The sequence below is a fragment of the Irregularibacter muris genome (assembly GCF_024622505.1).
Classification (GTDB): domain Bacteria; phylum Bacillota; class Clostridia; order Eubacteriales; family Garciellaceae; genus Irregularibacter; species Irregularibacter muris.
Window position 1 is genome coordinate 120,723 of sequence record NZ_JANKAS010000006.1, and the last position, 16,666, is coordinate 137,388.

Below are 16,666 nucleotides of genomic sequence, written 5' to 3' on the forward strand. Positions count from 1 at the left end.
ACATGGAACAATCATTATTTTTACAAATACTTCATCAGATTCCGGTTTATGAGCTTGGAAAAAAAGCCATAGAGCAAGGGGACACTCCCGTTGTATATCATGAAATGGCGGAAACCTCTAAGGCCCATGCAATCTTTGGACTCATAGAGGATTTAGAAAAAAGTGCTCTGGTGATTACTTATAACGATAGCCAAGCAAAAAAGATTCATGAGGACTTACATTACTTCTTCGGGGAAAAGGTTCTATATTTCCCTGCTGAGCCTACGATTCATTATTTTGTCGAGGCCTATAGTCCAGAAGTTTCCATTGAAAGATTAAGGGTATTAGAGGCATTGGCACACAGAAAGCAAAAGATCATCGTCACATCCATAGACGCTGTGATGAAAAAGATGATAGCCAAAGAGGACTTTGATAAATATCAGAAAAATTTAGAGATAGGGCAGACGATTGAAATACAAGATCTTCAAAAACTTTTAGAAAGTAGTGGATATGAAAGGGTACTAGAGGTAGAAAGCCCAGGTCAATACAACATAAGAGGGGGGATTATAGATCTTTATCCTATGACCTCCCAAGAACCCTATAGATTGGAGTTTTTTGATGACGAAATTGACTCTATTCGAAGCTTTGACCCTTTATCCCAAAGATCTTTAGAAAAGCATGAGAAAATCACCTTATCTCCTGCTCGGGAACTTTTGCTTTCTGAAGAAGTAAAACAGGAGGCCATCAAAAACTTTGAAACAGAAATAAATAAGTACATCAAATCTCTTAAATCCAAGGGAAAGAAAGAATCAGCCCAAGATATTCAGGAGAAACTTTATAGCAGATTAGAAGCATTCAAAGAAGGCCGGGAGAAATCCTTAGAGTTTTTGCTCCCTTATATGAATTATACTTTTGATACTCTACTGGAATATCTATCAGAGGATAGTATTGTTTTTTTGGATCAGCCCCATCGCATAAAGGAAAAATATGATCATACTACTTTTGAACTGGAAGAAGACTTTAAGGGATTGCTAAGCAGAGGGGAAGTGCTGCCCAATCAATATGAAGTTTTCTTTTCTTACCATCAGCTGACCATAGCCATGGAGCAGAGATCTTTGTGCATCTTTCAAACTCTTTTAAGAAATGTAGATCCCTTTAAGCCCAAAAAAATATTTTCTTTTGCCAGTCGTTCTATGCAACCCTTCCATGGAAAAATAGATTTATTGGTAGAGGAATTAAGACATTGGAAAAAAAGAAGATATGCAGTAGTAATATTGACAGAAAACTGGGAGAGAACCAAACAACTTGTAAAAGATTTAGGGGATTATCAACTAACAGCTATAGCCAAGAAAAATACCCAGGAAGACCTACAGGAAGGCAAAATTATTGTATTGCCTGGGGCTCTTCATAGGGGAGTAGAATATCCTGAAACCAAGGTAGCGATTATTAGTGAGAAAGAAATCTTTTTACAACAACAGAAAAAAACAAAAAGGCGAAAAAAACAGGGAAAACGAAAAATAGAATCCTTTACAGACTTAAATATCGGGGATTATGTAGTACATGAAGCCCATGGAATAGGTATATATTTAGGTTTAGAAAAAATCCAAGTGGAGAGTATTCAAAAGGATTACCTTCACATTAAATATGGTCAAGGGGATAAATTATATGTCCCTACTGATCAAATGGATCTTATACAACCCTATATAGGAGCTGAAAGCCGAGCACCTAAGTTAAATAAATTAGGGGGAAATGAATGGAAGAGGGCAAAGGGAAAGGTACAAAAAGCTGTAGAAGATATGGCAGAGGAATTATTAAAACTTTATGCCCTAAGACAAACCATTGAAGGATACTCCTTTTCAAAGGACACCCCCTGGCAGATACAATTTGAGGAGCGTTTTCCCTATGAGGAAACCCTTGATCAGCTGCAGGCTATCCAAGAGGTAAAAAAAGATATGGAGTCCTCCACGGCAATGGATCGTCTTTTGTGTGGTGATGTGGGATATGGTAAAACTGAGGTGGCCATAAGGGCAGCTTTTAAAGCCGTCATGGATGGAAAACAAGTAGCGGTCTTGGTACCCACCACAATATTAGCTCAACAGCATTATAATACGATGATAGAAAGATTTTCAGGTTATCCCATATCCATAGATATGCTCAGTCGTTTTAGATCTAAAGTGGAGCAAAAACAAACCCTAAAGGATATCAAAACCGGGATGGTGGATATTGTAGTGGGCACCCATCGCATAGTACAAAAGGATATACAGTTTAAGGATTTAGGGCTCTTAATTATTGATGAAGAGCAACGCTTTGGAGTAGGACACAAAGAGAAACTAAAGGAATGGAAGAAAAATGTAGATGTGCTAAGTTTAAGCGCAACCCCTATACCCCGGACCTTACACATGTCCCTTGTAGGGATAAGAGACATGAGTGTCATTGAACAACCCCCTGAAGAAAGATATCCAGTACAGACCTATGTACTAGAGGACAATGAGCAATTGATCAGAGATGCCATACTTAGAGAAATCCATAGAGGGGGGCAGGTGTACTATGTCTACAACCGGGTAGAGGATATTGATAAAGTTGCCCATAACCTGAGGACCTTAGTGCCTGAAAGCAAAATCGCTATTGCCCATGGGCAAATGTCAGAAAATGAATTGGAAAATACCATGATGGCTTTTATTGAGGGAGAGTATGACGTTTTAGTGTGTACCACCATCATTGAAACTGGTTTAGATATGCCCAATGTCAACACCATCATTATATCTGATGCCGACCGACTGGGATTATCTCAATTGTATCAATTAAGGGGGAGAGTAGGAAGATCTACCCGTCAGGCCTACGCCTATATTACCTATAAAAAAGATAAAGTCCTCACTGAAGTGGCCGAAAAAAGATTACAAGCCATTAAGGAATTTACCGAATTTGGTTCAGGCTTTAAAGTTGCCATGAGAGATCTAGAAATTAGGGGAGCAGGTAACTTATTAGGGGCAGACCAACATGGACATATGGCGGCTATTGGTTATGATCTTTATTGTAAAATGTTAGATGAAGCCCTTAGAAAAATGAAAGGGCTACCGATGGAAAAGAGAAGGGAAACCAGCATAGAACTGCAGGTAGATGCTTTTATTCCCGATTGGTATATCCATAAGGAAAGTCAAAGAATTCAAATGTATAAAAAGATGGTAGGAATGGAAAGCATGGAGGACTTATATGATGTGGAAGAGGAAATTGAGGATCGATTTGGTGATCTTCCCAAATCGGTTAGAAATCTTTTGATGATTTCCTATATGAAGTCCCTAGCTCAAAAATTGAATATACATTCTATCCAACAGAAAAAGAATCAAGTTTATTTATATATGGATAAGGAAGATTTTGTTTCAATGGAAATTATTGGTCAATTGGTGAAGGAAAATGGAAGAAATATTATGATCAATGCCAGTGATGAGCCCTATATCGCTCTAAGGGTGCCTTCTTTCATAGACAAACAATTGGATAAGATTAAAGAAATTCTAGAAAGGATAAATGTTTTGAAAGAAAGTTAGTATCCGTTATAATGAATATAGTAAAGCTAACATAGAGGAGTGAAAAAATTTGATTAAAAAAGGCACAACAGCGAAAGTAGTACTACTAGCAGCATTATTTTTCTTTATGGTTATGATTGGAGGATGTAATTTAGTGAAAATGAATCCTGAGGCAGAAAAAAAACAAACCGTTGCCAAAATAGGAGAAAAGACTATTACAAAGCAGGATTTTAATTATTATTTAACTCTTACAAAGATAAACGCTAAAGTACAAGGGCAGGAATTTCCTACAGACAAGGAACAACTAGCTCAGGTAAACAGCCAAATCTTAGATAATTTGGCAGAAGACCAATTGATGTTGCAATTGGCCCAGAAAGAAGAAGTTAAAGTCGATGAAAAGAAGGCCCAAGAGCAGATCAAGGAATGGAGAGAGTTATTACAAGGAGATTTAGGCGGGGAAGAAGAGTATAAGAAATTTCTTCAAGAAAATGATATCACTGTAGAAGAGTTTGATGATTTTTTAAAGAATATTGATATCAATAATCAATACATCACCGGTCTATATGAAAAAATAACAAAGGATGCCAAGGTAACAGATGAAGACGTGGTAAAATACTATCAGGAAAATACAAAACAATTTGATCCCAGTACTGTAGAGGCCAAACATATTCTTGCTGAAACAGAGGAAAAGGCTAAAGAAATTGAGAAAAAGGCCAAGGAAGGTAAAGACTTTGATGCTCTTATCAAAGAGTACAACGGAAAGGAAGGCATCAGAGAAGCCGCTGATCTAGGAGAATTCCAGTATACAAAAATGATCCCTGCATTTTCTGAAGTCGTCTTTAAGATGGAGCCTGGAGAAATAAGCAATCCCATCCAAACAGATTATGGTTTTCATATTGTAAAAGTAGAAAAGAAGAACGAAAAACCTGTGCAAAAACTTGATGAGGTCAGAGAAACTATTACCGAACAATTAGAGCAAACAGTAAAGTATGAAAAATTTACAAAATATACTACCGAGAATAGAGAAAAAATCGATATTAAAAAATATCCTGATAAACTTTAAAAATTATTTAAGAAAGACTTCCTATAGTGTATAAATTTGTCAAAAGAGATATATACTAATTTTGACCTAAACAGGACTAACACTTAAGGAGGGAAAGAATAATAATGAAAGCAACAGGTATTGTAAGGCGAATTGATGATTTGGGCAGGGTAGTCATTCCTAAAGAAATAAGACGTACAATGAGAATTCGTGAGGGTGATCCTCTTGAGATATACACCGATCGCGAAGGCGAGGTAATTCTGAAAAAATATTCTCCCATAGGAGAGTTAAGCGAGTTTGCCAATGAATATGCAGAATCCTTGCAACAAGCTACAGGACATGTAGTATGTATTTCTGACAAAGACAATATTATCGCCGTGGTGGGAGCATCCAAAAAAGAATATATGGGTAAAAAAATAGGAAAAGAATTGGAAAAAATAATAGAAGAAAAAAAGACCATCATGGTGGATCAGAATGCCGATGGAAAAATATTTAATATCTTAGAAGAACAAGAAGGAGATAGCTCTTATCTTTCTCAAGTTATAGCTCCTATTGTTTCCCAAGGAGATACCATTGGTTCAGTGGTGTTGCTATCTAAAGAAAGCCAAGTGAAAATGGGTGATGTAGAAAAAAAGCTAGCCGAAACAGCCGCTAATTTCCTTGGAAAACAGATGGAACAATAGGAAAATATAATAAGAGATAATTTTACTTAATAAAAATAAAGTAGTTCCCCCTATAGGGTACTACTTTTCTTTTTGCTATTTATTTCTAACATACAGTGGTTTCTGCTATAATAATAGTGTTTACACAGAGTAAAGGTCATTAACCAGGAGGAAAGATAAATGAGTAAAAAATCCTATTTAAAAGGTGCAGCTATACTAGGTGTAGGGGCAATCCTTGCAAAGTTTTTAGGGATCTTCTTTAAAATCCCCTTAGCTCGCTACATTGGAGACATAGGTTTAGGTTTATATGCTTACCCCTATCCTATCTATAACTTTTTCTTAGCCATATCTGTTATTGGTCTGCCCGTAGCGATATCCAAATTAGTATCTGAAAGGGTTGCTGTGGGTAATTTCAGGGAAGCCCATAGGGTTTTTAAGGTAGCCTTAAATCTATTGATTATATTTGGTACAGTTTCATCCTTAATTTTATTCGGCTTTAGTAAAGTAATTATTAAGGTTTTAAATTGGCATCCTGATACTTACTATGCATTACTAGGAATTGCCTTTGCACCCTTTTTTGTATCGGTCATGTCTGCCTTTAGAGGATACTTCCAAGGGTTACAAATCATGACCCCTACAGCCATTTCCCAATTAATAGAATCCTTCGCTAGGGTGATTATTGGTCTAGGCTTAACCATATTCTTAGTAAAGGCCTATGGCATTCCCCAGGCAGCGGGAGGAGCATCCTTTGGAGCTACAGCCGGTGCCATGGCAGGTAGCGCCTTTTTAATCTTATTATATACACGCAAAAGCAAATTTTTTCACAGAAGAATTAGACAATCACCCAAGGGGAAAAGTGAAGCTACCGGCAAAATCATTCATGGCCTTCTAAAGATCGCTATACCCGCATCTATTGCATCAGTGGTGACATCCCTAATGGGTATAATAGATACTGCGATGGTACCAGCAAGACTAGGGGTAGCTGGTTTTAACATTGACCAGGCAGCTGCATTATTTGGGCAGATGTCCCAGAAGGCTCAGACCTTAGTCAATGTCCCTCTAACTTTAAGTATAGCTTTATCTACAAGCTTGGTCCCTGCAATTTCTGAAGCAGTGGCTCTTAGGGATAGAAAAGAAGTACAAAACCGTATAGAATTAGGCATTCGGACAGTGTTATTAATAGCCCTGCCCTCTGCTATAGGACTTTCATTTCTGGCCGATCCCATTATTAACTTGCTTTTTGGAGCAGGAGAACAAGGGGGAGAAATACTGGCCATTTTATCCTATAGCGTAGTCTTTGTTATGCTTACTACAACACTGCAAAGTATGTTACAGGGACTGGGAAAAGTGATTATTCCTATAAAGAATCTATTGATCGGAGCCATTTTCAAGGTAGGCATTAACTTCTTTTTAGTCTCCATTCCGGCTCTAAATATTAGAGGAGCAGCTATAGGGACAATTATTGGATATGGAATAGCAGCCTTTTTAAATTATCGGGCAGTAAAAAGATACACAAGAATAAAGATGGACATTATGCAAACCATAATAAAGCCTATTATAGCTGTTTTAGCCATGGGTATTACGGTATTGCTTGTATATCAATTTTTATCTCCAATACTTGGCAATAGCCTATCTACCTTAGTCGCTATTTTATTAGGAGCATTGATTTACTTTATTATGCTTTTGCTCATCGGAGGAATTACCACTGAGGAGATGGCACTGATGCCTGGAGGAAGGAAATTGACTCCTATTCTGACCAAGATAGGTATACTGAGAAGAAAAAGGTGATAAAATGAAAGCAGAAATAATGATTATAGGACTAGGGCCAGGAAATCCCAAGGACCTTAGCCTAGGTGCTTATGAAGAACTGAAAAATAATGAATATGTATTCTTGCGTACTGACAGACATCCTGTGGTCAGCTATTTACAAGAAAAAGACATTGCTTTCCAATCCCTGGATTGGGTGTATCAGGAATATGAGAATTTTCAAGAGGTTTACCAAAGAATCGCCCAGGAAGTCATGGAAAGGGCAAAGGAATTTGGTAAAGTTATCTATGCTGTTCCCGGTCATCCTTTAGTGGCAGAGGAAACCGTAGAACTAATCATAAAAAAATGTGAAGAAAATGAAGAGGTTGACCTGAAAATTATGCCGGCTATGAGCTTTATTGATGTGCTAATTAGTAGCCTAAAAATTGATCCTATTCATGGTCTTAACATTATAGATGGCCTGCAGCTCCCCGCCCAACAATGTGACTTTAAAGTAGGCAATGTCATTACCCAGGTTTATAGTCCCTTCATTGCCTCCCAAGTAAAATTACATCTTATGGAGTACTATCAAGATGAAACCCCCATTTGGGTCATTAGAGCGGCAGGGGTAAAAGAGCTAGAAAAAGTAGTAGAAATACCTTTATATGAGCTAGATCGCCTGTCCTGGATAGATCATCTGACCAGTGTCTATATACCCCCTGTAGAGCTAGAAGGGCTTGTAGGAGGTCAAATAGAGCGTCTAGTGGATATCGTGAGCACTTTAAGGGCAGAACACGGCTGTCCTTGGGACAAAAAGCAAACCCATGAAAGCTTAAAGCAAAACCTCATAGAAGAAGCCTATGAAGTTATAGATGCCATTGATAAAAATTCTATAGAAGCCTTGGAGGAAGAGCTGGGAGATGTGCTGTTACAAATTGTATTTCACTCTCAAATTGCAAAGGAAAATAAAGATTTTTCCTTTAGTGATGTGGTAAGAGGGATTTGCGATAAGCTAATCTTTAGACATCCCCACATTTTTTCCGATGTAGCTGCAGATACTTCAGAAGAGGTCTTAGTCAATTGGGAAAAACTAAAAAAGATAGAAAAGGGTATGGACAGTCAAACAGAAGTTTTAAAAGCTATTCCACCTTCCCTTCCGGCACTGATTCGAGCCTATAAGGTACAAAAAAAGGCTGCTGACGTCGGTTTTGATTGGGATGATATTGAAGGAGCCATAGAAAAGGTAAAAGAAGAATGGTTTGAGCTTAAAGAGGTATATTCTTTGGCAAAACAAGACAGAATAATAGAAGAGCTGGGAGATTTGATTTTCTCTATCGTCAATATGTCCAGATTTTTAAAAATTCAACCAGAATTGGCCTTAACCAAAACCACAGAGAAATTTATTGATCGCTTTTCCTTTATCGAAGAACAGGCCAATAAGCAAGGAAAAAATTTAGAAGAAATGACCCTAGAAGAGATGAATTTCCTATGGAAACAGTCAAAAATACATATTTTTGATAAAAATGATAAAAACTATTAAAAAAAAGAAGGATTTTAAACAAAAGCATAGAATATGCAAATAAGTAAGAGTTTATTACACATTTTTATGTAGAGAAAACAAAGGAGGCAAATACAATGAATAAAGCAGAATTAATTGCAGGTATGACAGAAAAAAGTGGACTAACGAAAAAAGATGCGGAAAAAGCTTTAAATGCTTTCATGGAAACTGTGGAAGAAGCTTTAGTAAGTGGTGAAAAAGTACAATTAGTTGGTTTTGGTGGTTTTGAAGTAAGAGAAAGAGCTGAAAGAAAAGGTAGAAACCCAAAAACTAGAGAAGAAATGACCATCCCTGCATCAAAAGCTCCTGTATTTAAAGCAGGAAAAGCTTTAAAGGATGCTGTAAATAAGTAAGACTGCAATAAAAATCTCTTTGTCCATGGACAAGGAGATTTTTTTAATGTTTTTTCCTATATGACTAGAGACGATAGCTTTCTTTGTTTTCTAGAAAAAAATTGATAATTGGTTGACATAATATTTATAATATGATATATAATAATTAGAAATTAGCACTCTCGGTTGGAGAGTGCTAATAAAAAATATTAAAAGGAGATGTTTTGTATGGCTGGTTTAATCCCATTTAACAGACGCCATGGAAGACTTATGAACAGAGGTTTTGAAGATTTTTACAATCGAGTAGATGACTTATTAAATGAAGGATTTGCCTATGGAGAAAATCTTATTCGAGGAAACTTTAAAATGGACATACAAAAAAAGGACCATGAGTATTTAATAGAGGCAGAACTACCGGGAGTGAAAAAAGAAGAGGTCAATCTCGAGCTAGAGGATGGAAGGCTGACTATCTCGGTAAAGAGAGAAGAAAATATAAATGAAGAAGGGAAGAATTATATTCATAAAGAAACCCGTTCTTCCTCTATGAGTCGTAGTGTATATTTACAGGATGCCCAACAAGAAGGGGTAAAGGCAAAATTGGACAATGGAATTTTGAGTATCACCATACCAAGGGAAGAAAAGCCTAACTGTACGAAAAGAATTGATATTCAATAAAAGTTTAAATAAAAAATAATCCTAGTAAATTTACTAGGATTATTTTTTATTTATCCATTTTTAATTCGAGAGGCCACTTCCACTGTTCTTTTTGCCTGGAATTTTACCGCATCTTCTACATCTTCCACCATTTGGCCCTCTTGATTTACCGATACCGATGTGCCGTAGGGATTGCCCCCTGCTTTGAAAATGGACTCATGACTATAGCCCGGAGGTACGATAATGGCTCCCCAGTGCATCATGGAAGTATATAAAGCTTTTATGGTCGCTTCTTGACCGCCGTGGGGATTTTGTGCCGAGGACATAGCGGATACAACTTTGTTGACTAGTTTCCCTTGGGCCCATAGGCCTCCCTGTTTATCAATAAAGTTTTTCATTTGAGAGGCAAGATTTCCAAATCGAGTGGGAACGCTAAAGATGATGGCATCAGCCCACTCTAAATCCTTAGAACTAGCAATGGGTACATTTTTCGTGTTTTCTGCATTCTTTTTCATTCCATCATCTTTATCTATAACTTCTTGGGGAATTAGCTCATCAACCTTTAAAATACGTACTTCTGCATTTGCTGCTAAAGCACCTTCTTCAGCCCATTTTGCCAATTGATAATTTGTTCCATAGGCACTGTAGTAAATGATAGCTAAATTTACCTTTTTCATAAAAGACTCACTCCTTCATCTTAATCTTTTAAGATATAGTATGATACTTAATTATATCATCTATACCCTAGCATCTATTCGTTAAACAAAGAGGGAAGTTATTGGTTCGTATATTATCAAGAAAATTAGGTGAATGTATGAAGGAAATAGGATTTTATACTTACTTCTTTAAAAAATCTATAGATTGTAATAAAATAGCAATAAAGCAAGTTATACCATAATTAATAAGGGCTAACTAACATCGAGATAAAGAGGATGGGAAAAGATGAATAGGGAAAAAATAATGATTGTTGAGGATGAAAAACATATTGTTGAATTATTAAGATTTAACTTAGAACAGCAAGGGTATGATGTGATCAGCATAGAGAATGGGAAGGAAGCTGTACAAGCTATTTTGAAGGAAGTTCCCAGTCTTATCTTGCTAGACTTAATGTTACCGGGCAAGGATGGGATAGAAATCTGTAGGGAAGTAAAACAGAATAGGGAAACAAGAAATATTCCCATCATTATGTTAACGGCCAAGGGAGAGGAATTTGATAAGGTATTGGGACTGGAAATGGGAGCAGATGACTATATCACTAAGCCCTTCGGCATTAAAGAATTGATTGCAAGAGTAAGAGCAGTACTGAGGAGAATGCAACATTCCCTCCCATCAGCGGAAAATATCCTTTCCTTTGGAGAGATTCACATTGACGTGGAAGGGTTTGAAGTATATAAAAAAGAAAGAAAAATTGAACTAACCTTAAAGGAATATGAGCTCTTAAAATTATTGGCTATGAATCAAGGGAAGGTTCTTACTCGAGATTTTTTATTGGATGAAATATGGGGATATGAATATTTAGGGGACACGAGGACAGTAGATGTGCATATCCGGAATTTAAGAAAAAAGCTGGGGGATAGAGAGACTCAGGAGCAATATATTGAAACTATACGGGGTGTAGGATATAGAATACGTTCATAAAAGGGGAAGAAAATGTTTAAAAAAATATTTATAGGGTTTGTATTGATTTTTATACTAGGCATTACTCTAACAGGAATGATATCCAATGCAGTAACCAAAAATATTTATTTGACCCAGATGGAAGAAAAGCTCATAGAAGATGGATATTTGGTTATCGATTATGTTTTTGATTTTTCCCTTCCAGAGGACACCCTATCTATAGAGAATATTAAACCCATAGAGGAAAGAACAAAAGAGAGGATTACTCTGATTAATCAACAGGGGGTAGTCCTTTATGACACCGACAAAAATTCAGAAGATATGGGCAATCACATAAACCGTCCCGAGGTTATGGAAGCTCTACAGGGGAAAATAGGGAAAGAAATCAGGCAGAGCCAAACCTTGGGACAAGCCATGATGTATGTAGCATTGCCTGTGGTACAAGAAAGAGAAGTCAACTATGTTGTTCGGTTATCCATCCCCCTAGAAAGGATTCATTCCATTACCTCAGGGATGCTACGGAGCACCCTTATTGTAGGATTGATTGGTTTGATGATTACGGTGATTCTATCCTATCGGTATCTTTATTCCATGACTACCCCTCTAAAGCAAATCACTGCTTTAGCTAGGGAAATGTCTGGGGGCAATCTTTCCAAGCGAATTTCCCTATTTCGTCAGGATGAACTGGGAGAACTGGCTACCGCTTTTAATGATATGGCAGATAAACTACAAGATTCCATGGAAGAACTAAAGGATAGAAATCTTGAGCTGGAAAGTATATTGGGAAGCATGATCAATGGAGTTGTGGCTGTAGATCTCCACCATCGGATTATGATGATTAACCCATCCGCTAAGGTAATGCTCAATATTACTGATGGGCAAGATATTGTGGGGGCAAATATTCTTGAGGTTATACGCAATCACAAACTATACCATGGAATAAATGAATTTTTACACAATAGAACCAAGGAACCCATGGAGATTATCTTAGATCAAGGCGAAAAAAGAATTGTAAAAATTTATATAAATCCTATTAAGTATCTATCTAAGCTTGAAAGGGTTAAGGGCATCATCATTATTATGCAGGATGTTACAGAGTTAAGACAATTGGAGAGCATTCGAAGGGATTTTGTGGCCAATGTTTCCCATGAATTAAAAACCCCTATCACCTCTATTAAAGGATTTGTAGATACTTTAAGCGGTGGGCAAGTAGGGGATAGAAAAACCCAAGAGCGATTTTTAAAGATTATTAGTCTCGAAGTGGAAAGATTGACCCATCTCATAGAGGATATTCTTACCCTTTCTCACTTGGAAAGCAAACCTCAGGATAATCAAGGGCAAAGCATTCTCATCCCTCCTCTTATGGAAAGCATTTTTCAAATGATACAGCCCCTTGCTCAAAAAAAGGAGATAGAGTTAAGGAAAGAATATTTAACGCCCATTCCACAAATTCCCTTTAACCCAGAGTATTTTAAACAGATGATGATCAACTTATTAGATAATGCCATTAAATATACCCCCCATGGAGGAAGAGTGTGGGTGGAATTTATGAAAAAAGACAATGCCCTTGTGATAAAGATACAAGACAATGGCATAGGTATACCTAGAGAGGACATTCCTAGACTATTTGAACGCTTTTATAGGGTAGACAAGGGTAGAACTAGAGAAGAAGGAGGTACAGGTTTAGGGCTGGCAATAGTAAAACATATTGTACAGGGAGTTAAGGGGGAAATAAAAGTGGAAAGTGAAAGGGGAAAAGGGACTATTTTTACCATAGCCCTTCCCTTGCTTGAAGAATAAGAATATATATCTTTAAAAGGCTTTGTTGAATGTAGCATTCAACAAAGCCTTTTGTTGTTAAGATAAAACTTTACAAAGATTTAACATAGGCCTAACCTTCCCATAACCATGATAGAGAAAAGGCTTGTTATACTAAAAACATAAAATAATAGATTGGAAGGAGAAAAAAATGAAAAGAATGAAAGCTGCTCTATTTCTAGGAACATTGGTTTTTATGTTTATCTTTATGGTTGTAGGATGTAGTACTCAGGGAGATAACTCCTCATCAGAAAAGGGCTTACAGGGTACTGTGGTTGTAGTAGGGTCCACATCCGTAACTCCAGTTGCCCAAGACCTAGCAGATGCCTTTGGAAAGAAAGAACTAGGAGTGAAAATCGAGATACAAGGAGTTGGATCTTCTGCGGGCATAAAGGCAGTCAATGAAGGAGCCGCCAATATAGGAATGTCCTCTAGAAATTTGAAGGAGGAAGAAAAAGACTTTGGATTACAAGAACATACCATTGCCTATGATGGTATTGCCATAGCAGTTCATCCCAGTAATGATATCAAGGACTTAACACCAGAAGATATTGAAAAAATCTATAAGGGTGAAATCACCAACTGGAAAGAGGTTGGAGGGCAAGATGCTGAAATCGTTGTGGTAAGCCGTGAAGAAGGATCAGGGACCAGAGGTGCCTTTGAAGAATTAATGGGCTTAGAAGGGGATGAAGGAAGTTTAGTAAAGGAGGATGTGCTCATCGCTGATGGAAATGGGGCAGTAAAGGCCAGCATTGCCACAAAGGAAAATGCTATTGGTTATCTTTCTCTCACCTATTTAGAGGACGATAGTGTAAAGGCAGTGACTATTGATGGAGTTGGCCCCACTGTAGAAAATGTTATACAGGGAAAGTATAAGATATCTCGTCCCTTCTTAATGCTTTCTAAAGGAGAGTTAAGTAAAGAGGCTCAAGCCTATTTAGACTTTATTATGAGTGAAGAAGGACAAGAAGTAGTAGCCCAATCAGCTATTCCAGTAAATTAAATTATATTTGCTGTTTAAATAGAGATTTGCTTTGTAGAAGGTTTAGAGTTTGTTTGCCAAGGAAAAGCCTGGTCAACTATTTAAACATAGGGAATTTTGACCGGGACTGAAAGGGCTGCAAACTCTTGCCCTTAAACCATTGAGAAATCAGAATTTAACAAGCATAACCGGGAAAACCCAATGCTTTGGAAAGGAAAAAGGAGGGAGAGTATGACGACTACAAAAGGAGAAACAAGAAAGGGAAAGATACAGGCTCAACATTTTCTCACAGTGGAAAAAATGATTGAGTATTTATTTTTCTTTTCTGCGCTCTTTGCGGTCATTTGTATTGTCATGATTACAGGGTTTATTTTCTATAAAGGGACACCAGCCATAAAAGAAATCGGGCTATTAAACTTTGTATTTGGGAAGATTTGGCGCCCTTCGGGAGAGATGTATGGGATTTATTCTATGATTATTGGATCAATCCTTAGCACCATTGGAGCCATTATTCTAGGAGTACCCATAGGTTTATTGACAGCCATTTATATCGCTGAGTTAGCAAAAGATCGGGTGGTAAACATACTCCAACCGGCTATAGAACTACTGGCAGGCATTCCCTCGGTGGTTTATGGCTTTTTCGGGTTGGTGGTCATTGTTCCTTGGGTTAGTGATGTCTTTGGAGGGGCAGGAAATAGTTTGTTAGCCACCAGTATGATATTGGGGATTATGATTTTGCCAACCATTATTAATATTTCGGTATCTTCTATAAGGGCAGTGCCCAAGGAATACAAAGAGGGTTCTTTAGCCATGGGGGCAACAACCATACAGACTATTTTTAAAGTGATTGTGCCAGCGGCTAAGTCAGGAATTCTGGCTGCAGTGATTTTGGGAGTGGGAAGGGCCATTGGAGAAACTATGGCGGTAATTTTGGTTTCTGGGAATTCCCCCCTTGTGCCCCAAAAGATCACTGACCCCATTCGAACCTTAACTGCCAATATTGCTTTAGAAATGAAATATGCCTATGGATTACAGGAAGAAGCCCTATTTGCAACAGGGGTAATTCTCTTTATTTTCATTATGCTTCTGAATTTTATCCTTACTGCATTTATTCGTAGGGCAGGTGAATAAAATGAATGGTCAAAGATATAAAGATAGGATGTTAGAAATCATCATAAAGATATCTACCATGATTACCTTGGGGATATCTGTGGGAATATTATTTTATATTTTAATCAATGGACTGGGGGCGTTGAGCTGGGAATTTTTAACCAGCTATCCTAATGAAGTAGAGCATGCATTGTTTCCTATGATTGTGACTACGGTATATATGGTTCTTTTATCTCTATTTATTTCCACACCCATAGGAGTATTTGCGGCCATATATCTCGTAGAATATGCAAAGCCTGGGAAAATTGTTAAGCTTATTCGCTTTGCTACGGAAAGCTTAGCAGGTATTCCCTCCATTATTTATGGATTATTTGGCATGATCTTTTTCTCCTCTGTTTTTGGTCTATCCTTTTCCTTGGTGTCAGGAGCCATTACCCTAAGCATTATGGTGTTGCCCACCGTCATTCGAACCACAGAAGAGGCCTTGCTTGCTGTGCCTATAGGATATAGAGAAGGGAGCTTGGCTTTGGGAGCATCAAAATTGAGGACAATTGTAAAGGTGGTTATTCCCTCCGCCATGCTGGGTATTTTAACAGCAGTTATTTTGAACATCGGTAGAATTGTGGGGGAAACAGCGGCTGTATATTTAACAGCGGGCATGGTTCCTGAAATTCCCCAGACCATTTTTCAATCTGGTCGTACTTTATCGGTGCATATGTATCTTTTGGCAGGGGAATTAATTGACTTTGATAAGGCCTATGCCACGGCTACCGTATTGGTGGTCATTATTCTGATGATCAATATCGTTGCCAATAGAATAGGAAAATTGCTCAGTAAATCCAGAAAGAATCTATCATAAAAAGAGGTGAGAGCAGATGAAGAATGCAAAAATACGAGTAAAAAATTTAGATTTATATTATGGAGAATTTCAAGCCCTTAAAAATATTCATATTGAAATGGAAGAGGGAAAAATAACCGCTTGTATTGGACCCTCGGGCTGTGGAAAATCCACTTTTTTAAAAGTGCTCAATAGAATGAATGATCTGGTGGAAAATGTAAAAATCACTGGGGAAGTTAAAATTGATGATATAGACATTTATAAAGATATAGATGTCATCAAGCTCAGAAAAAATGTAGGCATGGTTTTTCAAAAACCTAACCCCTTTCCCATGAGTATCTATGATAATGTTGCCTATGGTCCCCGCTGTCATGGAATAAAAAAGAAAAATATCTTAGACGAAATTGTAGAAAGCAGTTTGAAAAAAGCCGCCCTATGGGAGGAAGTAAAGGACCGTCTTCATAAGAATGCTTTAGGGTTATCAGGGGGGCAACAACAGAGGTTATGCATTGCTAGGGCTATTGCCGTAGAACCCGAGATTATCCTAATGGATGAACCTACCTCAGCCCTAGATCCCATAGCTACAGCGAAAATAGAAGAACTAATGGAAGAGCTTAGGAAGAATTATACCATTGTTATTGTTACCCATTCTATGAGTCAAGCAGGGAGGATTTCTGACAATACAGCCTTTTTCTTAAATGGAGAAATTGTAGAACACGGAATAACTTCGCAAATTTTTACCAATCCCAAGGATAAAAGAACAGAAGATTATATTACAGGAAGATTTGGTTAAAGGAGGGAGAAAAG

Annotated in this window: 14 protein-coding genes; 13 read left to right on the top strand and 1 reads right to left on the bottom strand. The window is 37.5% G+C overall.

Annotated elements, in window-relative coordinates:
* Nucleotides 1-2: 2 nt before the first annotated feature.
* From mfd to NSA47_RS08515, 7 genes are all read left to right on the top strand, one after another.
* Nucleotides 3-3,521 carry a transcription-repair coupling factor gene (gene mfd, locus NSA47_RS08485; protein WP_257530926.1) on the top strand — a complete coding sequence of 1,173 codons (3,519 nt, stop codon included), beginning with the start codon at nucleotides 3-5 and terminating at the stop codon, nucleotides 3,519-3,521.
* Nucleotides 3,522-3,570: 49 nt separating this feature from the next.
* Nucleotides 3,571-4,563: a peptidyl-prolyl cis-trans isomerase gene (locus tag NSA47_RS08490; protein ID WP_257530928.1), complete on the top strand. Its 993-nt coding sequence runs from the start codon at nucleotides 3,571-3,573 to the stop codon at nucleotides 4,561-4,563.
* Between the two features lie 104 nt (nucleotides 4,564-4,667).
* On the top strand, nucleotides 4,668-5,225 hold the full coding sequence (gene spoVT / locus NSA47_RS08495) for a stage V sporulation protein T (protein WP_306811137.1): 558 nt from the start codon (nucleotides 4,668-4,670) through the stop codon (nucleotides 5,223-5,225).
* 159 nt (nucleotides 5,226-5,384) lie between these two features.
* Nucleotides 5,385-6,992, top strand: coding sequence for a putative polysaccharide biosynthesis protein (locus tag NSA47_RS08500; protein WP_257530930.1), 1,608 nt, complete (start codon nucleotides 5,385-5,387; stop codon nucleotides 6,990-6,992).
* Nucleotides 6,993-6,996: 4 nt separating this feature from the next.
* Nucleotides 6,997-8,490 carry a bifunctional methyltransferase/pyrophosphohydrolase YabN gene (gene yabN / locus NSA47_RS08505; RefSeq protein WP_257530932.1) on the top strand — a complete coding sequence of 498 codons (1,494 nt, stop codon included), beginning with the start codon at nucleotides 6,997-6,999 and terminating at the stop codon, nucleotides 8,488-8,490.
* A 53-nt stretch (nucleotides 8,491-8,543) separates the two neighbouring features.
* On the top strand, nucleotides 8,544-8,861 hold the full coding sequence (hbs, locus tag NSA47_RS08510) for a non-specific DNA-binding protein Hbs (RefSeq protein ID WP_257531042.1): 318 nt from the start codon (nucleotides 8,544-8,546) through the stop codon (nucleotides 8,859-8,861).
* Between the two features lie 207 nt (nucleotides 8,862-9,068).
* Nucleotides 9,069-9,515 (top strand): Hsp20/alpha crystallin family protein, encoded by a 447-nt coding sequence (locus NSA47_RS08515; protein WP_257530934.1) that lies wholly within the window; start codon nucleotides 9,069-9,071, stop codon nucleotides 9,513-9,515.
* Nucleotides 9,516-9,565: 50 nt separating this feature from the next.
* On the opposite strand, the gene wrbA is transcribed toward NSA47_RS08515, so the two are convergent.
* Entirely contained in the window at nucleotides 9,566-10,171 is a 606-nt protein-coding gene (gene wrbA / locus NSA47_RS08520) for an NAD(P)H:quinone oxidoreductase (RefSeq protein WP_257530936.1), read from the bottom strand.
* Nucleotides 10,172-10,436: 265 nt separating this feature from the next.
* Here wrbA and NSA47_RS08525 point away from each other — a divergent pair, with 265 nt between their 5' ends.
* The 6 genes from NSA47_RS08525 (at nucleotide 10,437) to pstB (ending at nucleotide 16,652) form a co-directional block, all read left to right on the top strand.
* Nucleotides 10,437-11,132: a response regulator gene (locus NSA47_RS08525; RefSeq protein ID WP_257530938.1), complete on the top strand. Its 696-nt coding sequence runs from the start codon at nucleotides 10,437-10,439 to the stop codon at nucleotides 11,130-11,132.
* Between the two features lie 12 nt (nucleotides 11,133-11,144).
* The gene (gene pnpS / locus NSA47_RS08530) at nucleotides 11,145-12,911 is read left to right on the top strand and encodes a two-component system histidine kinase PnpS (RefSeq protein ID WP_257530940.1); all 1,767 of its coding nucleotides are present in this window, start codon (nucleotides 11,145-11,147) and stop codon (nucleotides 12,909-12,911) included.
* Nucleotides 12,912-13,080: 169 nt separating this feature from the next.
* On the top strand, nucleotides 13,081-13,932 hold the full coding sequence (locus NSA47_RS08535) for a phosphate ABC transporter substrate-binding protein (protein ID WP_257530942.1): 852 nt from the start codon (nucleotides 13,081-13,083) through the stop codon (nucleotides 13,930-13,932).
* A gap of 210 nt (nucleotides 13,933-14,142) precedes the next feature.
* Nucleotides 14,143-15,042 (top strand): phosphate ABC transporter permease subunit PstC, encoded by a 900-nt coding sequence (gene pstC / locus NSA47_RS08540; protein WP_257530944.1) that lies wholly within the window; start codon nucleotides 14,143-14,145, stop codon nucleotides 15,040-15,042.
* A gap of 1 nt (nucleotide 15,043) precedes the next feature.
* Nucleotides 15,044-15,880 (top strand): phosphate ABC transporter permease PstA, encoded by an 837-nt coding sequence (gene pstA / locus NSA47_RS08545; RefSeq protein WP_257530946.1) that lies wholly within the window; start codon nucleotides 15,044-15,046, stop codon nucleotides 15,878-15,880.
* 16 nt (nucleotides 15,881-15,896) lie between these two features.
* Nucleotides 15,897-16,652 carry a phosphate ABC transporter ATP-binding protein PstB gene (gene pstB, locus NSA47_RS08550; protein ID WP_257530947.1) on the top strand — a complete coding sequence of 252 codons (756 nt, stop codon included), beginning with the start codon at nucleotides 15,897-15,899 and terminating at the stop codon, nucleotides 16,650-16,652.
* Nucleotides 16,653-16,666: the final 14 nt, after the last annotated feature.